Here is a 21,183-nt window from a genome sequence, read left to right on the forward strand (position 1 = left end):
GACCAGTGTGGCGCGTGGCCCGCCGCCCCGAGCCCGGATGGCTACGATTGAAGGTGGTTCCATCGCTCATCGGAGCAGAAATGAACGTCATCGAGACGCAGAGGCTCACCAAGTCCTACGGCACCGCTCGAGGCATCGTCGACGTCGACATGTCGGTGCACGAGGGCGAGATCTACGGCTTCATCGGGCCCAACGGGGCGGGGAAGTCCACCACCATCCGCACGCTGCTCGGCCTCATCCATCCCACCAGCGGGTCGGCCACCGTGTTCGGCAAGGACATCACCAGGTTCGGCCCCGAGATCCGCCAGGAGGTGGGCTACCTGCCGTCCGAGGTCTTCTACTACGACGACATGCGCGCCATCGACCTGCTCAAGTACTCGGCCAGCTTCTACGCGGCGGACGCCAAGGCCACCGAGGCCAGGATCCATGAACTCGCGGAGCTGTTCGACCTGGACCTCAGGAAGAAGGTCGACGACCTGTCCTACGGCAACAAGAAGAAGGTCGGGATCATCCAGGGGCTCGCGCACGAGCCGAAGCTCATCATCCTCGACGAGCCCACCGGCGGGCTCGACCCGCTGATCCAGCAGGAGTTCTTCCATCGATTGAGGGAGGAGAACCAGCGGGGCGCCACCATCCTGTTTTCGTCGCACATCCTGGGCGAGGTCCAGCGGCTGTGTGACCGGGTGGCCATCATCAAGGACGGGTCGATCATTCGGGTCGAGGAGATCAGGACCCTCCTGGAGAACCAGACAAAGAGGTTCCGCCTGGAGCTGGCGGGCGAGCCCGACGCGGGGCTCTTCGAGCTCGACGGCGTCAGCGACCTGGCGGTCACCAACCACTCGGTGAGCTTCCTCTACCGGGGCCAGATGAACGCCGTCACCAGGGTCCTCGCAGGCCTGGACCTCGTCGATCTGCTCGTGGAGGAGCCCGATCTCGAGGAGATCTTCCTCCACTACTACCAGCGGGGGGAGGAGCGGTGAACGTCTTCCTCCGGGAGCTGCGGGCCTACCGCGCCTCGACGATCACCTGGGTGGTGTCGCTGTGCGGGCTCATCGTGGTGTTCATGTCGCTGTACCCGGCGTTCACCCAGGACATCGAGGCCACGCGCAAGGTGTTCGAGCAGTTCCCCGACGTCGTCATGGTGGCGCTCAACATCTCCCTGGCGAGCTTCTTCACCATCTTCGGCTTCTTCGGCTACCTCCTGGGGTTCGTCACCCTCGCAGGTGCCATCCAGGCGATGAACCTCGGCACCGGCATCATCTCCAAGGAGACCACCGGGAAGACCGCGGACTTCCTGCTCACCAAGCCCGTCACCCGGCAGGCGGTGGTCAGCGCCAAGCTCGGCGCGGCCCTCGTCCTGCTGCTCCTGACCAACGTGGCCTTCTCCGGCGTGGCCTACGGCATCGCCACGGTGATGGCCGACGAGCCGTTCTCGGCGCTGACCTTCCTCCTCATGGCGTCGACGCTGTTCCTCGTCCAGCTGTTCTTCCTCGCCCTGGGGGCGCTGTTCTCCGTGACGATCCCCCGGATCAAGTCCGTGGTCGCGGTGTCGCTGCCCACCGTCTTCGCCTTCTACATCGTCGGGATGCTCGGCGACGTGCTGGCCAACGACGAGGTGCGCTTCATCACCCCGTTCAAGTTCTTCGAGACCTCGGACATCATCGCCGACGGCGCCCTCGACGGGGTGTCGCTGGCCATCCTCGGCGGATTCTGCGTCGCGGCGATCGGGTTGAGCTACCTGATCTACCTGCGCAAGGACATCCGGTCCTCGACCTAGGCGGCATGACGATGAACGTGTTCAAGCGGGAGATGCGGGTGCACCGCCTCGGGCTGCTGTTCTGGTCCCTCGGCATGGTGGCGCTCGTCGGCGCAGGCATGGCGAAGTTCGCCGGCTACGAGGAGGCGGGGGAGTCCGTGGAGGCCATTCTGGCCACGCTGCCCAGGGCGGTCCTCGTGGTGTTCGGGATGACCGGGTTCGACCTGTCCACCGCCATCGGGTTCTTCGGCGTGCTGTTCCTCTACATCGCGGTGATGGGGGCCGTGCACGCCGTCCTCCTCGGCTCGACGCTCGTCTCGAAGGAGGAGCGCGACAGGACGTCGGAGTTCCTCTTCGCCAAGCCCATCACGCGTGGTTCGGCCCTCACCGGGAAGCTGCTCGCCGGACTGGCCAACGTCGTCATCCTCAACCTCGTGACGGCGTTCTCGTCCTTGTACTTCGTCGACTTCTTCGGCGACGGCGGAACGAGCGGGACGGTCCAGGTGCTGATGGCCGGGCTGCTGGTGCTGCAGCTCATCTTCCTCTCCGTCGGGGCGCTGGTGGCGGGGGTGGCGAGGAGGCCGAAGGTCGCGCCGTCGCGGGCCACGTCGGTGATGTTCCTCACCTTCCTGCTGTACTACCTGGTCAACCTCAACGAGAACCTGTCCTTCCTGAGGTTCCTGACGCCGTTCAAGTACTTCGACGCGGCCACGCTGATCGCCGACGGCGCCCTGGACCCGGTGTTCCTAGCGCTGTCGTTCGGGATCATCGTCGTCGCTGTGGCCGGGACGTACCGCTTCTTCGCCCGCCGCGATCTGAGTGTGTGAGCCGCTCGTCGCCCACTGACCGCCACTTCGCATACCGTGGGTGTCCTCGCACAGCCTGCTGGGTATGCGAGGAGGCCCACCGTATGCGAGGTGCGCTCGCGCGGGAAGCGAGCCTCTCGCGTTCTCCCGTGTGAGGAAAGCAAAGACCCGGCCCATACGGACCGGGTCTGCTGGGGTGAGTAACGGGACTTGAACCCGCGGCCCCCTGGACCACAACCAGGTGCTCTACCAGCTGAGCTATACCCACCATCTGCCGACATCACCACAGGGGCGCGACGACTGAGAAACAATAGCGCACCCCTGGTGGCGGGGCGAAATCACCCCGCCGCGGCGCCCGTCACCGTGCCGCGGTGGCGCTCCGCGATGGCCCTGAGCTCGGTCGTCGAGGGCCCGGGAGCCTTGACGAAGACGGCCTCGCGGTAGTAGCGCAGCTCCTCGATGGACTCCTGGATGTCGGCGAGCGCCCGGTGGTTGCCGGCCTTCTTCGGAGCCTGGTAGTGCACCCGCGGGAACCAGCGCTTGGCCAGTTCCTTCAGGGTGGACACGTCCACGTTGCGGTAATGCACCCACTGCTCGAGCTCAGGCATGTCGCGGGCGAGGAAGGCGCGGTCCGTGCCGATGGTGTTCCCGGCCAGCGGGGCCTTGCGGGCCACCGGCGCGTGAGTGCGGACGTAGTCCATCACCTGCGCCGTCGCCTCCTCCATGGTGAGGCCGGCCGGGAGCGCGTCGAGGAGCCCGGACTTCGTGTGCATGTCGCGGACGTAGTCGCCCATCTGGGCCAGGGACTCGTCGGTGGGCCTGATGAGGAGGTCGACGCCCTCGCCCAGGACGTTGAGGTCGCCGTCGGTGACGAGCACCGCGACCTCGATCAGGGCATCGTGGACCAGGTCCAGCCCGGTCATCTCGCAGTCGACCCACACCAGTTTCTCGCTCATGGGAGCCAAATCTAGGCCTAGCCGCCGATGCCAGCCACATGTGGGCGGGTGTGGAGGTTTGAGCCAATGGATGGGTTCGCGGAACTGCGCACGCTCAGCGTCAGCGTGGGCCACGTCGCGAACCCATCCATTGGCTCAACCCACCCAGCCCGGCGGGCTGGGATGGGTGTTCGATCAGCAGCGCCCGGCCCAGTACACTCGACGCCGTCAGCCCCAGTAGCTCAGCGGATAGAGCAACAGCCTTCTAATCTGTCGTGCGCAGGTTCGAGTCCTGCCTGGGGCGCCACCCTCACAGGGACCAGTTGGCCAGCTCGACGAAGTCGAACGTGCCCACCTCGGGGCGCACGGTCACCGAGACCAGGTGCGCCTTCCCCACGCGGATCCGGCCGAGCGCCGGCGCGCCGTCGAGGCGGGCCCGCAGCTCGGGGTCGGAGACCTCCGCGGTGGCGTAGGCCAGGCTGACGTGCGGCGCGTACGGCCGGTCGGGCATGGTGCCGCCGAACGTGGCCAGCGCGGCCCGGCGCACGGCGTCCACCAGCGCGTCCCAGCCCGGCGTCGCCTCCGCCACGCACTCGACGGCGACGTCGTGGACGTGCGGCGCCCCCACCTCCAGGTCGAAGGCCGCGACACCCGCCAGCTCGGCGGTGAGCGACTCGGCGAGGCGCGTGAGCTCCGCCATGGTCAGGTCGTCGAACTGGGCCAGCCGGTTGACGGTGAAGTGCAGCCAGGCGCGGGGCATCGGCGGGAGGCCCGCGACACCGTCGATCCGGGCCTGCAGCTTCTCGATCCGGTCGGCCACGTCGTCATCGGGCAGGACGTAGACGTGCAGCGAGCCGTCGTTGTGGTCCCACGGCGTCATGGACTCGAAGAAGCTCTGCATGGCCCCACCGTAACCGCATCGCCCCTGGCCCGGAGACGGGGCCGGGTACGCTATCGCCATCATGACTACCACGGAGATCGACAACCGGGAGAGACGGCTCAACGGGCTGCCGGTGCCCAGGTCCGGCCCGTGGTACCGGCGGATGGTGGCCAGCCCGCTGTTCTGGATGACTCTTGTCCTCCTGCCCGCCTACGCCTACTTCCTCTACGCCCAGTACTGGATCCTGGCGCCGTCGCAGGTGTTCGAGGACGGCACCGAGACGCTCGGCATCACCGACGAGGCGTTCCGCAAGGCCGCCTTCTGGGCGATGTGGACCGCGCTCGCGTACTCGGCGCTGTTCGTGTGGCTGGACCGTTTCCGGGCCTCCTCACCCGTGGTGTGGGTGCTCACGTTCCTCTGGGGGGCGTGCGCGTCCACGTGGATCTCCATCCACGTCAACTCGTGGGCCGCGGAGATGATGGCCACCACCGAGGCCAACTCGGACACCGGCTCGCGGGCCGCGGTGTTCTCGGCGCCGTTCATCGAGGAGCTGTCCAAGGCCACCATCCTGGTGGTGCTCGTGCTGTTCTGGCGGCGCCGGATGGTGTCGCGGTTGAGCCTCGTGGCGCTCGCGGGCCTGTCGGCCGTGGGCTTCGCCTTCACCGAGAACATCATCTACTACGCGCGCGTCTGGATGCAGGCCACGCACGACATCACCATCGCCAACCCCGACGAGACCATGCTCGAGCTCGTGATGCTCAGGGGCGTCTACACCTCGTTCGGCCACCCGCTGTTCACGCTGATGACCGCCTCCGGGCTGGTGATCGGGCTGGGCGCCCGCAGCAGGATCGTGCGCGTCCTCGCGCCCGTGGGCGGCTTCATGCTGGCGTGCGCCGGGCACATGCTGTTCAACGGGCTCGCCTCAACCAACCCCATGGACCAGCTGCAGCGCGCCTGGTTCCTGGCGCTCGGCCTGGTGGGCGTCATCATCATCTCGCTCATCGTCAGCGTGGTCGGCAACGGTCAGCTGATCCGGGCCCGGCTCACCGACTTCCAGCGCGCCGGCTGGCTGACCGAGCGCGACGTCGCCGTGTTCGGCGGCCCGCTCAAGCGGGTGAAGCTGCTGTGGTTCGCGCTCTTCCGCGGTCCGCGCCGTTTCTGGCACACAGCCACACTCGTGCGCCGGGTCACCGAGCTGGCCTACCTGCGCAACTCCATGACCCGCGGCCTCGTCGGGGAGGCGGGCCACCGGCACGCGCACGACCTCATCCACGAGATCGACGCCCTGCGCGGCAAGGCCCTCACCGACACCGCAGGCCTGCGCCTGATCGAGCGCCGCCGCGGCAGGCCGCTGCCGCCCGCCCCGCCGCCCGACGGCGCCACCCCGGGCCCCGTCACCGCCGCCTACCCGCCGCCCCAGGCCCCAGGCCCGGCCGGCGTGGGCGGGAACTGGCCGCGATGAGCGGCGCAGACAGCCTGGCGCAGGCATTCCGGAGGCTCGACGACGCCCTCGCCTCGGCCCAGTTCCCGCTGCCCCTCCCGGGCGCGGAGGAGCAGCGGGCGCTCACCGTCTCCCTCGGCCACCAGGTGCGCGACTACCTGCTGCCGCGCGCCGCGCGCCTCGACGCGCCCCTGCTGGCGGTGGTCGGCGGGTCAACCGGGGCCGGCAAGTCCACGCTGGTCAACTCCATGCTCCGGGCCGCGGTCACCAGGCCGGGCGTGTTGCGTCCCACCACCAAGTCGCCAGTCCTGGTCTGCCACCCGCAGGACGAGGCGTGGTTCCGCTCAGACAACGTGCTGCCCGGGCTGGTCCGCACCGACGCCCAGCTGCACGACTCCCGTGCCCTCCAGATCGTGGCCTTCCCGGACCTCCCTCCCAGCCTCGCGCTGCTTGACGCCCCGGACATCGACTCGGTCGACGACGCCAACCGCAGCCTGGCTCGCCAGCTGCTGCTCGCCGCCGACCTGTGGCTGTTCGTCACCTCCGCTGCCCGCTACGCCGACGCCGTGCCCTGGGACTACCTGGCGGCGGCGGCCGAGCGCAACACCGTCGTCGCCGTGATCGTCAACCGCTGCCCGCCCGGCGCCGTGGACGAGGTGGCAGGTCATCTGGCGCAGATGCTCGCGGAGCGGGGCCTGGCCTCGGCCAGGCTGTTCGCGGTCGTCGAGCGCTCCCTCCCGCACGACGGCATGCTCCCCCCGGGTGACGTGGCCGGCATCCGGCACTGGGTGGAGTCCCTCGCGGCCCAATCCGAGGCCCGGTCCCAGGTGGCGGTCCAGACCCTCGCCGGCTCCGTGCGCTCCATCGACGCCCAGCTCGAGGGCCTCGCCGAGGGCATGGTGCGGCAGGGGGCGGCGGTCGACGAGCTGCGCGAGCAGGCCGCCCGCGCCTACCGCGACGCCGCCGCGGACGTGGGCCGAGCGGCGGGCGACGGCACCATGCTCCGCGGCGAGATCCTGAGCCGATGGCAGGACCTGGTCGGCACCGGCGAGTTCATGCGTTCGGTCGAGCAGCGCATCGGTGCCCTCCGGGACCGGATCACCGGCTGGTTCACCGGCGACGAGAAGGTCGAGGCGGTCGAGGTGGCCATCTCCGACAGCCTGGCCGCCGTCGTCAAGGACGCCGGGGAGAGAGCCGCCGAGGCCACCGCGGTCGCATGGTCGCACACCCGCTGGGGCCGCGACATCGTCGCCGCCGTCCCCGCCCTGACCTCCGCGTCCGAGGGTTTCGACGAGGTGGCCGCGGGCGCCATCCGGGCCTGGCAGTCCGACGTGCTCCGCCTGGTGGAGGAGCAGGGGCGCGGCCGGCGCATGCGGGCCCGGTTCCTGGCGCTGGGCACCAACGCAGTCGGGGCGGCCCTGATCATCTACGTCTTCACCCTGACCGGAGGGCTCACGGGCGCCGAGGTGGGCATCGCCGGCGGCGCCTCCGTGCTCGCGCAGCGGCTGCTCGAGGCCGTCTTCGGCGAGGACGCCGTGCGCAAGCTCGCGCAGCAGGCCCGGCTGGAACTCGAGGCCCGCGTCGACGCTGTCATGGCCGGCGAGCTGGCCCGCTACACCGAGGTGCTGGATGCCCTCGCGGTGGACCCTGCGGCAGCCGGCGCCCTGGACGGCGCCCGTACGGCGCTGCGGTCCGCGGCCCGGGCCGCATTCGACGATCTCACCCGGCCAGTGGGGATGGACTGATGGCCACCGTGACGGAGCAGCTCGACGGGTTGCGGGATGCGCTGGGCCTGGTGGCGGGGCGGGTACCCGCCGAGGTGGAGCAGCACACCGAGGCCGTGCTGGGGCGGGCCTCCCGGCGGTTGGCCGCGGGCGGTCAGACGGTCGTGGCGCTGGCCGGCGCCACCGGCTCGGGCAAGTCCTCGCTGTTCAACGCCCTGACGGGCACCAGGCTGGCGGAGCAGGGGCCCCGCCGGCCCACCACGTCGAGCACCCTCGCCGCCAGTTTCTCCGCCACCAACACCGCACTCCTCGACCATCTGGGCGTGGCCCGCCGCCACGAGGTGGCGCCCCCGGAGCCCCGGATGGCGGACCTGGTCCTGCTGGACCTGCCGGACCACGACTCCACCGCCTCGTCGCACCGCCAGGAGGTGGACCGCATGGTGGAGGTGGTGGACCAGTTCGTCTGGGTGCTCGACCCCCAGAAGTACGCCGACGCCGCCATCCACCACAACTACCTCCGGCCGCTGGCGCAGCACCGCGACGTGATCACCGTCGTGCTCAACCAGGCCGACCGCCTCACCCCGCCGCAGCTCGAGCAGTGCCTCGCTCATCTGCGACGCCTTCTGGACGACGACGGCCTGGCCGACGTGCCCGTCCTTGCCACCAGCGCGGTCACCGGCGTCGGCGTCGGTGAGTTGCGCGAGCAGCTGTCGCGGCTTGCCGAGGGCAAGCGTGCCGCCGCCGCACGCCTGGCCGCGGACGTGGCCGTGGCGGCCGGGCAGCTCGACGCGGCGGTGGGCCGGGGCAGGGTCGGCGCCGCGGACAAGGGCACTGTCGGGCGGCTCACGGCCCACCTGTCGGGTGCGGCGGGAGTGGACGTCGTCGTCGACGCCGTGCGCAGCTCGGTGCGGCATCGCGGACAGCTGGCCACGGGCTGGCCGCTCGTGAAGTGGCTGGGGCGCCTGAGGCCGGATCCGCTGAAGAGGCTGCGCCTGGGCGCGCCCCCCGATCGTGCCGAGCTTGAGGCGCCGTCGCTCACCCGCAGCTCGCTGCCTGCCCGCTCCGCCGCCGCGGCGGCCCAGCAGGCCTCCGGCCTGCGCGCCGTGGCCGCAGAGCTGGGGGAGGGGATGCCCGCGGTGTGGCAGGAGGCCATCTTCCGCGCGGTGCGCAGCAACGAGCACACGCTGGGCGATCAGCTGGACCGCGCCGTCGTGGCCACGGACCTGAAGGTGTCGCGGACGCCGGTGTGGTGGCAGGTCATCCGGGTCCTCCAGTGGCTGCTGATCGGCGCCGTCGTGGTGGGGCTCGGCTGGCTCACGCTCAACGTGGTGCTCTCCTACTTCGGGCTGGGGCAGCTCGCCACCGTGCCGATCGGCCCCGCGGACGGGCCGCGGGTGCCGCTGCCCACCCTCCTGGCGCTGGGGGGTGTCGCGGCCGGCATCCTGCTCTCGGCCGGCTCCCAGCTGGCCATCGCGGCCGCCGCGAACCGGGCGGCGCGCCGCGCGAAGAAGGCGCTCGAGGCCTCCGTCGCCGCCGTCGCGCGGGAGCTGGTGATCGCCCCGGCCGAGGCCGAGGTGCAGCGCTACGCCGCCGCCCGCGCCGCGCTGGACAGGCTGCTCTGAGCCTCACCCGGCCGAATCGGGTCTCCTGGGGATTGCTGGCATACTGGCCTGCGGTCAATTCGAAAGGCACTCCACGTGGCTGAGTTCATCTACACCATGCACAACGTCCGCAAGGCGGTGGGCGACAAGGTGATCCTCGACAACGTCACCCTGTCCTTCTATCCCGGCGCCAAGATCGGCATCGTCGGCCCCAACGGCGCCGGCAAGTCCACCATGCTCAAGCTGATGGCCGGCATGGACCGCCCCAACAACGGCGACGCGGCGCTGGCCAAGGGCGCCACCGTCGGCATCCTGCTCCAGGAGCCCCCGCTCACCGAGGGCAAGACGGTCCAGGAGAACGTGGAGGAGGCCGTCGCCGAGATCAAGTCCAAGATGGCCCGCTTCGAGGAGATCGGCCACGAGATGGCCGAGCCGGACGCGGACTTCGACGCGCTGCTCGCCGAGATGGGTGACCTGCAGACCTACCTCGACGCCCACGAGGCCTGGGACGTCGACGCGCGTCTCGACCAGGCGATGGACGCCCTGCAGTGCCCGCCGCCGGACGCCATCGTCGACGTGCTCTCCGGCGGCGAGCGCCGCCGCGTGGCCCTGTGCAAGCTGCTGCTCCAGCAGCCGGACCTGCTGCTCCTCGACGAGCCCACCAACCACCTGGACGCCGAATCGGTGAACTGGCTCGAGGGCCACCTCAAGTCCTACCCGGGCGCCGTCCTGGCCGTCACCCACGACCGGTACTTCCTCGACAACGTCGCCCAGTGGATCTGCGAGGTGGACCGCGGCAAGCTGCACCCGTACGAGGGCAACTACTCCACCTACCTCGACACGAAGCGCCAGCGCCTCCAGATCGAGGGCAAGAAGGACGCCAAGCGCGCCAAGATCCTCGAGAAGGAACTTGAGTGGGTGCGGTCCTCGCCCAAGGCCCGCCAGGCCAAGAGCAAGGCCCGCCTGCAGCGCTACGAGGAGATGGCCGCCGAGGCCGAGCGCAACCGCAAGATCGACACCTCCGAGATCAACATCCCCCCGGGCCCGCGCCTGGGCGCGATCGTCCTCGAGGTGAAGAAGCTCACCAAGGGCTTCGGGGACCGGGTGCTGATCAAGGACCTGTCCTTCACCCTGCCCCGCGCCGGCATCGTGGGCATCATCGGGCCCAACGGCGTCGGCAAGACCACGCTGTTCAAGACCATCACCGGCCAGGAGGAGCCCGATTCGGGCGAGGTCAAGATCGGCGAGACGGTCTCGTTCAGCTACGTGGATCAGAGCCGCTCGGGCCTCAACCCCAAGGACAACGTGTGGCAGGTGGTCTCCGACGGCCTGGACTTCATCAAGGTGGCCAACTTCGAGATGCCCTCGCGCGCCTACGTGGCGTCGTTCGGGTTCAAGGGTCCGGACCAGCAGAAGCTGGCCGGCATTCTCTCCGGCGGTGAGCGCAACCGTCTCAACCTCGCCCTGACGCTCAAGCAGGGCGGCAACGTGCTGCTGCTCGACGAGCCCACCAACGACCTGGACGTGGAGACCCTCTCCAGCCTGGAGGACGCCCTGCTGGACTTCCCCGGCTGCGCCGTCGTGATCTCCCACGACCGCTGGTTCCTGGACCGGGTGGCCACTCACATGCTCGCCTGGGAGGGCGAGGACGAGGACGGCACCCCGCGCTGGTTCTGGTTCGAGGGCAACTTCGCCGACTACGAGGTCAACAAGCTCGAGCGCCTCGGCCCGGAGGCCGCGCGTCCGCACCGCTCGACGCACCGCCGCCTCACCCGCTGACCCCCCACACGCAGGCGCTCCCCGGTCGTGAGACCGGGGAGCGCCTGTGCGTTTTCGGTTACTTGACGAGCAGCTCGAGCACCTCCGGCAGCGACTTGGCGAAGGAGCACTGCCCAGCGTCATCGCCGGCGAGCACGGAGCAGTTGTTGTCCATGCCCTCGAAGGTGCTCACCAGCCACACCACTCGCTCGCCGGCCTGCATGACCAGGGTGTCGTTGAACACGCCCACGTCCTCGCCGTCCATGACGGCCATGCCGTAGAAGTACGCCGCCCTGGTGGGCTCCTGCTCGACGGTGGAGCCGTCGAACGGCAGGCGCAGGTCCTCGGCCGAACTGACCCGGTCCCAGCCGGCGTCCGTCATGATCGTCTCGCACTCGAGGGCGGCGGTGTGGATCTCGTCGTATCCCTCCGAGGCGGCGGCCACGTCGGCGTACCCGAGCACGATGGCGTAGGTGGGAAGCTCGCCCTCGATCCCGAACGAGCGGACCAGGGTGGTGGTGGGGCTGCCCCACTCGCCGCGGTCGCACAGGCCCTTGGCGGTCTCGCCCATCGCCTCGCTCTCGGACAGCACCCCCACCATCGAGGCGTCGTACGGGTACATCAGCTCGACGGTGGGCACGTTGGCCCACGTCGGGGGAGTGGGGCCGGCCGGCGCGGTGGGCGACGGCGCCTCCGTCGGGCTCGGTGACGCCGTCGGGTCCGGCGAGGCGCTGGGGCTCTCGACGGGGCTGACGGTGGGGCTGGGCGAGGCGGCCCAGTCGGGGTTGTCGGCCCCGCGGAGCATGGGGGCGACGGCCCAGACGCCCACGCCGAGCGCGGCGACAGCACCGACGGCGGCCACGGCGAGGCCGGCGCGCCGCGTGGTGCGACGGCGGTCGCCGAGGCGACGGACTTCATCTGCGGGGAGCATGCTGGCCTCCTTGGCCTGGGCAGCGAGGTGGTCCAACTCAGGGATGTGTTCAGGCATGACGGACCTCCAAATCGGTGTTGAGTAGGCGGGCGAGCGTCTGCCGCCCGCGGGCGAGCCTGGCCTTGACGGTGCCGGTGGGGGAGCCCACCTCCAGGGCGATCTCGTTGACGCTCAGGTCGCACAGGTGGTAGAGCACGATCGCCCGGCGCTGCGCGTCGGGAAGTTGCTCGAGTGCGCGGTTGATGGCCACCCGGTCCGGCGTGGGCTCAAGGGTGCGCTCCGGCTCGAGCGCCCTGTCCGGCTGCCGGAACGCGCGGCGCGCCTTGCGCCAGCGGCTGACGGCCAGGCGGTACGCGGTGGTGCGCACCCAGGCGTCCGGGCTGCGTTGCACGTCGAGTTGGCTGCGATGGTCCCACGCCCGGATGAACGCCTCCTGGACGCAGTCCTGGGCCTCGGCCAGGTTGCCGCACATCGCATAGACCTGGCCCACGAGCTTGGAATACGAGCTCGCGTAGAACCGGTCGAACTGGGCTTCGTCCACGTCGCTTCCCCTCCTTCTTGGCGTTATGACTATGTGCCCTGTCTACGCCTCGGGGGAGGGCGCCGGTTGCATTGATGTTCCGGCGCGCCGCGGTCAGTGCGTGGCGAGCAGCTCCGCCAGCGACATCGAGGCCCTCCCCGCCAGGGAGGTCAGCTGGGTCTGGCAGCTGAACCCGTCCGCGAGCACGATCGCGTCGGGGTGCGCCTCGACGGCGGGGCCCAGGTCGTGCTCGAAGACGGCCACGCTCACGTCGTGGTGGCCGCGCTCGACGCCGAAGTTGCCGGCCAGGCCGCAGCAGCCGCCCACCGCGACAAGCGTGGCGCCCGTGGACTCGATCAGCGCCCTGTCCTTGGCCCACCCGATGACGGAGGCATGGTGGCAGTGCGGCTGCGCGACGATGGTGTGGCCGGTGAGGTCCGGGGCGCGGAAGTCCTTGTCGGTGGCGAGGAACTCCGCCAGGGTGAGCACCGCGCCGTTGAGCGCGGCCACGTTGGCGTCGCCCGGGAGCAGCTCGGGGGCGTCGCTGCGCCACACCGCGGTGCACGACGGCTCTACGCCGACGATGGGCACCCCGTCGCGCACATAGGAGGCCAGGACGGCCGCGGCGGCGGTGAGCTGACGGCGGGCGCCGTCGAGCTGGCCGGTGGAGATCCACGTGAGCCCGCAGCAGGCGTTCTCCTTCAGGACCTCCGGCTCGTAGCCGAGGCGAACCAGCACCTGCACCATGGCGGCGAACGAGTTCGACTCGAAGCAGTCCGAGAACGAGTCCACCCAGATCAGCACGCGCCCCTTGGAGCCTGCGGGCACGGCGGGCATCCGGCTCCGGGCGCTGCGGTTCGCGAAGCGGGGAATGTCGCGGCGGGTGTCCACCCCGGCGCCCCACCTCAACAGCCGGCCGAGGCCCGGGGCCTTGCCCACCAGGTTGACCAGCGAACCCAGCCCCGGGACGGCGGTGATGAGTCGGCCCCAGCGCGGCAGCCAGCCGAGCGCGTAGTGGTTGCGCGGGCGCAGCCGGCCCTTGTACCGCTCGTGGGTGACGCGCGCCTTGTAGGCGGCCATGTCGATCCCGGTGGGGCAGTCGCGGGCGCACCCCTTGCAGGACAGGCAGAGGTCAAGGGCGGCGTGCACCTCGGGGGAGCGCCATCCCTGGGTGATGAGGGAGCCGTTGACCATCTCCTGCAGGGCGCGGGCACGGCCGCGCGTGGAGTCCTTCTCGTCCCTCGTGGCCTGGAAGCTGGGGCACATGACGCCGCCGGCGGCTGTGGTGTTGGCCAGGCACTTGCCCACTCCGCTGCACTGGTGCACCTCCTCGACGAACTGGGCGTCCGACAGGGAGAGGGGTGAGCGACTCGCGGCGACCATCCGAAGGTCCTGCTCGACCGGCGCCGGGTCCACCAGGACCCCGGGGTTGAGCAGGTTGCGGGGGTCGAAGATCTGCTTGACGCCGGCGAACAGCCCGATCGCGGCGGGGGAGTACATGTGGGGTAGGAGCGCGGAGCGGGCGCGGCCGTCGCCGTGCTCGCCCGACATGGATCCGCCGAAGCCGGCCACCAGCGTCGCGGCCTCCTCGACGAAGGCGCGGTACCGCGCGGCGCCGTCGGGTTCGGTGAGCGGGAAGTCGATCCTGCAGTGCACGCAGCCGTCACCGAAGTGGCCGTAGGGGAGGCCGTGGAGGCCGTGCTTGGCCAGCAGGTCGTCGAATGCGCGGAGGTAGTTGCCCAGCTGGGCGGGCGGGACGGCGGCGTCCTCCCACCCGCCGTAGGCGGGCTTCTCGAGGCTCACGCCCGCCAGGCCGGCGCCGTCGGCCCGGATCTTCCACAACTGTGCCGCCAGCGCCGGGTCGTCCACCACCCAGCCCTCACCGGCCTTGGCCTCGGCGGCGAGGGCTTCGGCCCGGGCACGCACCTCCGCGGGGTCGTCGCCGACCACCTCCAGGAACATCCAGCCGTCTCCCGCGGGCAGCGGGGGGACGGAGGCGGCGCCCGACTTCGCGACCACCACGTCCACGATCCGGCGGTCGAGCCCCTCGCAGGCGGTGGGCTTGAAGCGCAGGAGGTTGGCGATGTCGTCACCCGCGTCGGCCATGGTGGGATAGCCCAGCGCCACCATCAGCCGCTCCGGGGCGTCGGCGACAAGCCGCACCGTGGCCCGCACGATCACGCCGAGCGTGCCCTCCGTGCCGGCGAAGAACCTGGGGAGGTCGAACTTGTGCTCCGGCAGCAGGTGCTCCAGCGAGTAGCCGGAGACCTGGCGGGTGAAGCGGCCGAACTCGGTGCGGATGACCCCGAGGTTGGCCGCCACGAGCGAGCGCAGCTCGGGCACGTCGTCGGCGCCGAGGGTGAGGAGCTCACCGTTGCCGGTGACGACGTCGAGGGAGACCACGTTGTCGGCCATCCGGCCGTAGCCCAGCGCCCTGGGGCCGCAGGCATTGTTGCCGATCATGCCGCCCACGGTGCAGCGGTTCGAGGTGGACGGGTCCGGGCCGAGGCGCAGGCCGAACGGGCGGGCGGCGATCTGCAGCTGGTCCTGGACCACGCCGGGATCGATCACGGCCGTGCGCGTCTGGGGGTCGATCGAGTGGATCCGGTTGAGGTGCCGAGAGGTGTCGATCACCAGGCCCGGGCCGACGGCGTTACCCGCGCACGAGGTGCCGGCTCCGCGGGCGGTGATGGGGGTGCCCGACTCCAGCGCGGCCCGCACGAGGGCGACGAGTTCGTCGGGGGTGCGGGGGTGGGCCACCGCCATCGGCGCAACGCGGTACAGCGACGAGTCGCTGGAGTACAGCGCCCGCGTCAGGGTGGAGGTGTCGACGATCTCCGCGAGATCCCCGAGACGGTCGAGCAGGTCAGCGTGGGCCGCGGAGGTGGTGGTCACCCGCCCTAGTCTGCCACCGCCAGCACCGCCGACATCGCGCGCCCGAGGGCAACGTAGTCCTCAGGGGACATGGCGTCGACGAACACCCGCCGCACCGAGTCCACATGCGCCGGCGCAGCCTTCTTCAGCAGCTCGAAGCCCGCCTCGGTCATGGTGGCCTGGACGCCGCGACCGTCGGAGGCGCACGAGGTCCGCGTCACGTACCCGGCCTGCTCCATGCGCTTGACCGTGTGGGTGAGGCGGGAGCGCGAGTGGCCGACGGAGGCCGCCAACTCGCCCATGCGGATGGTATGGTCCGGTGATTCCGACATCCGCACGAGGAGTTCATACTCGGCGAGGCTGAGACCGAAGTCCCGGAGCGCCTCCTCGAGGTAGTCGTCGATGTGCGTCTTGGCCAGGAGATAGCTCCGCCAGACGCGCTGCTGGCTCTCACTGAGCCACCCGTTCACTGGTTCGGACATTCCCCCAGCGTAGCAGATTGTTTAGTATTCAAGTACCCCCGGGGTGACACGCCTCTGGCGCAAACCTCTACCCGCTCCTGCGGGCCCCCGATAGTCTTGGCGAAACGCTGAGGAAGGGACTGTCACGTGGGCATTCGGGAAGAACTCTTGGAGAAGGCGGCCGACAACGTCGGTCACATGCTGCGGCGCCGCGTCGCGGCCACGCCCGGCAAGCTGGCCTTCATGTACCCGGAGGGCGCCGTCGAGGGTCCCACCGCATGGGCGAAGCTGACGTGGCAGGAGACCAGCGACATCGTGGACCGCCTCGCCGCCGGCCTCCTCTCGCGCGGACTCCAGTACGAGGAGCGCGTGGCGATCTGCTCCAACACCCGGATCGAGTGGATCTTCACGGACCTCGCGATCGCCCTCGCCGCCGGCGCCACGACGACGGTGTACCCCAACACCCAGGCGGGTGACCTGCACTTCATCGTCAAGGATTCGGGTTCGGTCATCTTCGTCGCGGAGAACGCCGAGCAGGTGGCGAAGCTCACCGACACCCCGGAGTTCGACGAGCAGGTGCACACGATCGTCGTGTTCGACACCACCGGCCTGACGCTCGACGACCGGATCATCTCGTTCCAGCACCTCAAGGAGGCCGGCGAGCGGTACCTGGCCGAGCACCCCACCGCCGTCGACGACGCGATCGCGAAGACCTCGCGGGAGTCGCTGTCGACGCTGATCTACACCTCGGGCACCACCGGCCGACCCAAGGGCGTCCGGCTCAACCACATGTCCTGGGTCTACGAGGGCGCCGCCACCAAGTATCTCGACATCATCGGGCCGGACGAGCTGCAGTACCTGTGGCTCCCGCTCAGCCACGTCTTCGGCAAGGCCCTCATCGCAGTGCAGCTGGACTACGGCTTCGCGTCGGCGGTCGACGGCCGCATCGACAAGATCGTCGAGAACCTGGGCATCGTCAAGCCGTCGTTCATGTGTGGCGCCCCGCGCATCTTCGAGAAGGTGCGTGCGGCCGTGATGACGGGGTCCACCGGCCTCAAGGGCAGGATCGCGCGCTGGGCCTTCCATGTGGGCTACCAGTCCATCGACGACCGCCTCGCCGGCCGGCCCCTCACGGGCGCCCTGGCGCTGCAGTACAAGGTCGCGGACAAGCTCGTCTTCTCCAAGCTCAAGGAGAAGCTGGGCGGCAACATCAAGTTCATGATCTCCGGCGCCGCGAAGCTCTCGCCGCAGGTCCAGCAGTGGTTCTACGGCGCGGGCATCCTCATCGTGGAGGGCTACGGCGCCACGGAGACCAGCGCCATCGCCGGCGTGGACCTGCCCAAGGATCCGCACTTCGGCACGGTCGGCCCCATCCTGCCCGGCATCGAGAAGAAGCTGGCCGACGACGGTGAGCTGCTGCTTCGCGGCCCCATCATCACGCCCGGCTACCACAACCTCCCCGAGGAGACGGCCGAGGCGATCGACGCCGAGGGCTGGTACCACACCGGCGACATCGCGGAGATCACGCCCACCGGGCACCTCAAGATCACCGACCGCAAGAAGGACCTCTTCAAGACCTCGGGCGGGAAGTTCGTCGCTCCGCAGAAGGTGGAGAGCGCCATCCAGGCCAACATCCCGTACGTGGCGCAGTCGGTGGCCATCGGTGAGGGACGCAAGTACGTCTCGGCCCTGGTGGTGCTGGATCCGGTGATGCTGCAGAAGTGGGCGGACAAGCGCGATCTGGGCAACCTCAGCTATGCGGAGCTGAGCCAACGCCCGGAGATCAAGGCCTCGATCGAGAAGTGGATGGAGCGCGTCAACGCCAAGCTCGAGCGGTGGGAGACGGTCAAGCAGTTCGCCATCCTCGACCATGAGCTGACGGTCGACAATGCGGGCGTCACGCCCAACATGAAGATCCGCCGTTCCATCGTCACGGAGAAGTACTCGGCCATCGTGGACTCGCTGTACCCGCAGGAAGACTGAGTGTTCGAGGTTCGCTGCCCCCTGCGCTGGTCCGACCTGGACGCGCAGGGGCACGTCAACAACGCCATCATCGTCGACTACCTGCAGGAGGGCCGCGTGGCCTTCCTGCGCAGCGGGCCCGCATCGCAGCTCCTGGACGACGGCGTCGTCGTGGTCGGGCACCAGATCGAGTACCGGCGCGCCATCGACTACTCGGACGACGGCGTCGAGGTGTCCCTCGGCGTCTCCGAGCTCGGTGCCGCCCGGGTGGCGCTCTCCTATGAGCTGCGACAGGACGGTGAACTGGCGGTGGTCGCCAGGACGCTGCTGTGTCCGTTCGACTTCGAGGGCCAGGCGCCGACGCGGATCAGGCCGGAGTACAGGCCGTTCTTCGAGTCCCACCGCGTGGAGGCCGAGCCGATGAGGGCGCTGGTGGCGCCGTCGCTCGAAGGTCGCGGGACCGCTGTGCCGCTGCCGGTCCGCTGGACGGATCTCGACTCCTACGGCCACATCAACAACGCCAAGGTGTTCGACTACCTGCAACAGGCCCGCATCACCGCGACCACGCGCTGGGACCCGGGCATGGCCCGCGTCGGGTCGTCGGGTAGCCGGCACCTCTGGCTGGTCGCTCGCCAGGATGTGGACTACGTGGCCCAGATGGACCATCGGATGGACCCGTACGAGGTGAGGGTCGCGCCGGTGGCGCTGGGATCGTCGTCGATCACCCTGGCCGCCGAGATCGTCGACCCGGCCGAAGGAACGCTCTTCGTCCGCGGCCGCACGGTCCTGGTGTGCGCGGACCTCGACGGCAGGAAGATGCCGCTCGACGCCGGCACGCGAGGCCGGCTCGAGGCCCAGCTCATCTGACCCGCGACGCCCCCGGCCAGGACTCTGCGGGGTGGACAAACGGGGCCGCAAGAGCCTAATCTGTGAACGTTCACATCGGTGAGGCCGTGCCATCGACGGCTGGCCTGGGCCGGAAGCGAAGATCCTCAAGGAGAACCCATGGAAAGCCCCTTCGTCGGCAAGGAGATCTGGTTCCTCACCGGATCCCAGGACCTCTACGGCCCCGAGACCCTGGATCAGGTCACCGCACAGTCCCAGGAGGTGGCGGCGCTGCTCGACGGGGCCGAGTCCATCCCCGTCTCCATCGTCCACCGCCCCACGCTCAAGGACCGCGACGCCATCCGCGCCGAGATGCTGGCCGCCAACGCGGACCCGAGCTGCATCGGCGTCATCACCTGGATGCACACCTTCTCGCCGGCCAAGATGTGGATCCTCGGACTCGCCGCCCTGGACAAGCCGATGCTGCACCTGCACACCCAGGCCTCGATGGGCCTGCCGTGGGACACCATCGACATGGACTACATGAACCTCAACCAGTCCGCGCACGGCGACCGCGAGTTCGCCTACATCGCGTCGCGGCTGGGCAAGGCCCGCCGCACTGTCGTCGGCCACGCGTCCACCACGGCCGTGCAGGAGAAGATCGGCACCTGGGCCCGCGCGGCCGCCGGCTGGGACTCCCTCCACAACACCAAGCTTGCCCGGTTCGGCGACAACATGCGCAACGTCGCAGTCACCGAGGGTGACAAGACCGAGGCCGAGCTGCGCCTCGGCGTCTCCGTCAACACCTGGGGCGTCAACGACCTCGTGGCCGCCGTCGCCGCCGTCTCCGACGAGGCCGTCGACGCCCTGGTGGCCGAGTACGAGGAGCTCTACGACGTCGTCCCCGAGCTCCGCAAGGGCGGCGACCGGCACGAGTCGCTGCGCTACGGGGCACGCCAGGAGCTCGGCATGCGGAGCTTCCTGGAGGCCGGGAAGTTCGGCGCCTTCACCACCAACTTCGAGGACCTCGGCGGGCTCAAGCAGCTCCCCGGCCTCGCCGTCCAGCGCCTCATGGCAGAGGGCTACGGCTTCGGCGCCGAGGGCGACTGGAAGACGGCGATCCTGGTCCGTCTGGCCAAGGTGATGGGCTACGGCCTCCCCGGTGGGGCGTCGCTGATGGAGGACTACTGCTACGAGATGACGCCGGGCAAGGAGAAGATCCTCGGCGCCCACATGCTCGAGGTGTGCCCCAGCCTCACCACCTCGAAGCCCAAGCTCGAGATACACGCCCTCGGCATCGGGGACCGCGAGGACCCCGTGCGCCTGGTCTTCGACGCCGACGCCGGCCCCGCCCTCGTCGTCGCCATGGCCGACATGCGTGAGCGCTTCCGCCTCACGATGAACATCGTCACGAACGTGGAGCCCGACGCCCCGCTGCCGAACCTCCCCGTGGCCCGCGCCGTCTGGGAGCCCGCTCCCGACTTCGCCACCTCGGCCGAGTGCTGGCTGATCTCCGGCGCGGCGCACCACACCGCCATGTCGACGGCCACCACCCGCGAGATGTGGGAGGACTTCGCCGAGATCGCAGGCATGGAGCTGGCCATCATCGACGAGACCACCACCGCCCGCGGCTTCGCGCAGGAGCGCCGCCTTGAGCAGGTCTACCACCGGCTCACCCAGGGCGTCTGAGCCCGTGTCCCGTGGGGGTCGGGCCGCCGCCCGGCCCCCGGGGATGATCGCCGTGGCCCGTCTGGCGGGCGTGTCCCACCAGACGGTGTCGCGGGTCATCAACGACCCCGACACGGTCCGCCCGGAAACCCGTGAACGCGTCGAGGCGGCCATCGCCGAGTTGGGCTACGTCCGCAACCTCGCGGCTCGGACGCTGATCACGCAGCAGACCGCCCTCCTGGGGGTGGTCTGGACGGGGTCCGGCTTCGTCGGCCCGTCCGGCACCGTCGCCGGGATCGAGGTGGCGGCCAGGGCAGCCGGCTACTCGACGCTCGTCGCGGCGCTCGAGAACCCCGATGACGACGAGGTGGCCCAGGTGTTCAAGGGCTTCCGCGACCGCGGCGTCGAGGGTATCGCCATCGTCGCGCCGCACGAGCGGATGGCGAGGCTCACCCGAGAGCACAGCATCGGGATCCCGACCGTGCTGATGGCCGACACCGCGCCCACCGATGGCTGCCACGTGGTGACCGTCGACCAGCGCATGGGCGGCCGCATGGCCACCGAGCACCTGGTCGGACGCGGCTGTCGCACCGTGGCCCACATCTCCGGCCCCCTGGACTGGTTCGACGCCCGGGAGCGCATCTCGGGGTGGCGCGACGCCCTCGCGGACGCCGGGCTGCCCGTGCCGGAGCTGATCGTGGGGGACTGGTCCGCCGAGTCCGGGTACGCGGCCGCGCAGAGAATGCTCGACGACGGTGCCCTGCCGGACGCGGTGTTCTGCGGCAACGACGCCATCGCCCTGGGTCTGATGGCGGGGCTGCGTGACGCGGGGGTCGACGTCCCGGGACGGGTGAGTGTGGTCGGCTACGACGACTCGATCGGCGCCGCCTTCTTCGCCCCGCCGCTGACGACCGTCGCTCAGCCGTTCACGGAGCTCGGCGGCGCCTGCGTGGACGTGCTCGTGGCAGCCATTCGTGGGCAGGCCCCGGCGCGCACGCAGCTGGCTCCTGAGCTGCGCGTGCGCCGCAGCGTCCGCTGAGA

General features: G+C 70.1%; 17 protein-coding genes and 2 tRNA genes. 12 read left to right on the forward strand and 7 right to left on the reverse strand.

Features of this window, described 5'->3' with window-relative positions; translation table 11 throughout:
• Positions 1 to 80: 80 nt before the first annotated feature.
• Genes ACZK5D_RS05000 through ACZK5D_RS05010 form a run of 3 tightly spaced genes read left to right on the forward strand, consistent with a single transcriptional unit; the run spans position 81 to position 2,583 of the window.
• Positions 81 to 980 carry an ABC transporter ATP-binding protein gene (locus ACZK5D_RS05000; RefSeq protein ID WP_463664475.1) on the forward strand — a complete coding sequence of 300 codons (900 nt, stop codon included), beginning with the start codon at positions 81 to 83 and terminating at the stop codon, positions 978 to 980.
• Entirely contained in the window at positions 977 to 1,777 is an 801-nt protein-coding gene (locus ACZK5D_RS05005; protein WP_463664476.1) for an ABC transporter permease subunit, read from the forward strand. The genes ACZK5D_RS05000 and ACZK5D_RS05005 overlap by 4 nt, the downstream gene beginning before the upstream one ends.
• Before the next feature lie 5 nt (positions 1,778 to 1,782).
• Positions 1,783 to 2,583, forward strand: coding sequence for an ABC transporter permease subunit (locus tag ACZK5D_RS05010; RefSeq protein WP_463664477.1), 801 nt, complete (start codon positions 1,783 to 1,785; stop codon positions 2,581 to 2,583).
• A gap of 171 nt (positions 2,584 to 2,754) precedes the next feature.
• Here ACZK5D_RS05010 and ACZK5D_RS05015 read toward each other — a convergent pair.
• Both ACZK5D_RS05015 and orn read right to left on the reverse strand, forming a co-directional pair.
• A tRNA-His gene (locus tag ACZK5D_RS05015) sits at positions 2,755 to 2,830 on the reverse strand.
• Positions 2,831 to 2,900: 70 nt separating this feature from the next.
• Entirely contained in the window at positions 2,901 to 3,518 is a 618-nt protein-coding gene (gene orn / locus ACZK5D_RS05020; protein WP_463664478.1) for an oligoribonuclease, read from the reverse strand.
• Between the two features lie 210 nt (positions 3,519 to 3,728).
• On the opposite strand from orn, the gene ACZK5D_RS05025 reads away from it, so the two are divergent.
• Positions 3,729 to 3,804, forward strand: a tRNA-Arg gene (locus tag ACZK5D_RS05025).
• A gap of 3 nt (positions 3,805 to 3,807) precedes the next feature.
• Here the strand turns inward: ACZK5D_RS05025 and ACZK5D_RS05030 are convergent.
• Positions 3,808 to 4,398 (reverse strand): 2'-5' RNA ligase family protein, encoded by a 591-nt coding sequence (locus tag ACZK5D_RS05030; protein WP_463664479.1) that lies wholly within the window; start codon positions 4,396 to 4,398, stop codon positions 3,808 to 3,810.
• A 61-nt stretch (positions 4,399 to 4,459) separates the two neighbouring features.
• Here ACZK5D_RS05030 and ACZK5D_RS05035 point away from each other — a divergent pair, with 61 nt between their 5' ends.
• The 4 genes from ACZK5D_RS05035 (at position 4,460) to ettA (ending at position 10,922) form a co-directional block, all read left to right on the forward strand.
• Positions 4,460 to 5,839, forward strand: a complete 1,380-nt coding sequence (locus ACZK5D_RS05035) for a PrsW family intramembrane metalloprotease (RefSeq protein ID WP_463664480.1) — start codon at positions 4,460 to 4,462, stop codon at positions 5,837 to 5,839.
• Positions 5,836 to 7,563, forward strand: coding sequence for an ABC transporter (locus ACZK5D_RS05040; protein ID WP_463664481.1), 1,728 nt, complete (start codon positions 5,836 to 5,838; stop codon positions 7,561 to 7,563). The genes ACZK5D_RS05035 and ACZK5D_RS05040 overlap by 4 nt, the downstream gene beginning before the upstream one ends.
• Complete coding sequence (locus tag ACZK5D_RS05045) at positions 7,563 to 9,164, forward strand: GTPase (protein WP_463664482.1); 1,602 nt, start codon at positions 7,563 to 7,565, stop codon at positions 9,162 to 9,164. The genes ACZK5D_RS05040 and ACZK5D_RS05045 overlap by 1 nt, the downstream gene beginning before the upstream one ends.
• A gap of 75 nt (positions 9,165 to 9,239) precedes the next feature.
• Positions 9,240 to 10,922, forward strand: coding sequence for an energy-dependent translational throttle protein EttA (gene ettA / locus ACZK5D_RS05050; RefSeq protein ID WP_463664483.1), 1,683 nt, complete (start codon positions 9,240 to 9,242; stop codon positions 10,920 to 10,922).
• A gap of 58 nt (positions 10,923 to 10,980) precedes the next feature.
• On the opposite strand, the gene ACZK5D_RS05055 is transcribed toward ettA, so the two are convergent.
• The 4 genes from ACZK5D_RS05055 to ACZK5D_RS05070 form a co-directional block, all read right to left on the reverse strand.
• Entirely contained in the window at positions 10,981 to 11,889 is a 909-nt protein-coding gene (locus ACZK5D_RS05055; protein WP_463664484.1) for a hypothetical protein, read from the reverse strand.
• Positions 11,882 to 12,373 (reverse strand): RNA polymerase sigma factor, encoded by a 492-nt coding sequence (locus ACZK5D_RS05060; protein WP_463664485.1) that lies wholly within the window; start codon positions 12,371 to 12,373, stop codon positions 11,882 to 11,884. The genes ACZK5D_RS05055 and ACZK5D_RS05060 overlap by 8 nt, the downstream gene beginning before the upstream one ends.
• A 93-nt stretch (positions 12,374 to 12,466) precedes the next feature.
• Entirely contained in the window at positions 12,467 to 15,247 is a 2,781-nt protein-coding gene (locus tag ACZK5D_RS05065; RefSeq protein ID WP_463664486.1) for an FAD-binding and (Fe-S)-binding domain-containing protein, read from the reverse strand.
• Positions 15,248 to 15,252: 5 nt separating this feature from the next.
• Positions 15,253 to 15,708, reverse strand: coding sequence for a MarR family winged helix-turn-helix transcriptional regulator (locus ACZK5D_RS05070; protein ID WP_458996460.1), 456 nt, complete (start codon positions 15,706 to 15,708; stop codon positions 15,253 to 15,255).
• Between the two features lie 126 nt (positions 15,709 to 15,834).
• On the opposite strand from ACZK5D_RS05070, the gene ACZK5D_RS05075 reads away from it, so the two are divergent.
• The 4 genes from ACZK5D_RS05075 to ACZK5D_RS05090 all read left to right on the forward strand — a co-directional run bounded on the left by ACZK5D_RS05075 (position 15,835) and on the right by ACZK5D_RS05090 (position 21,181).
• Positions 15,835 to 17,670, forward strand: coding sequence for an AMP-dependent synthetase/ligase (locus tag ACZK5D_RS05075; RefSeq protein WP_463664487.1), 1,836 nt, complete (start codon positions 15,835 to 15,837; stop codon positions 17,668 to 17,670).
• Positions 17,671 to 18,516, forward strand: a complete 846-nt coding sequence (locus ACZK5D_RS05080; protein WP_463664488.1) for an acyl-CoA thioesterase — start codon at positions 17,671 to 17,673, stop codon at positions 18,514 to 18,516. It abuts the gene before it with no gap.
• A gap of 138 nt (positions 18,517 to 18,654) precedes the next feature.
• Positions 18,655 to 20,163 carry an L-arabinose isomerase gene (araA, locus tag ACZK5D_RS05085; RefSeq protein WP_463664489.1) on the forward strand — a complete coding sequence of 503 codons (1,509 nt, stop codon included), beginning with the start codon at positions 18,655 to 18,657 and terminating at the stop codon, positions 20,161 to 20,163.
• Positions 20,164 to 20,206: 43 nt separating this feature from the next.
• Positions 20,207 to 21,181: a LacI family DNA-binding transcriptional regulator gene (locus tag ACZK5D_RS05090; RefSeq protein ID WP_463664541.1), complete on the forward strand. Its 975-nt coding sequence runs from the start codon at positions 20,207 to 20,209 to the stop codon at positions 21,179 to 21,181.
• The last annotated feature ends 2 nt before the right edge of the window (positions 21,182 to 21,183 follow it).

This window comes from Tessaracoccus yangjingae (assembly GCF_055326235.1).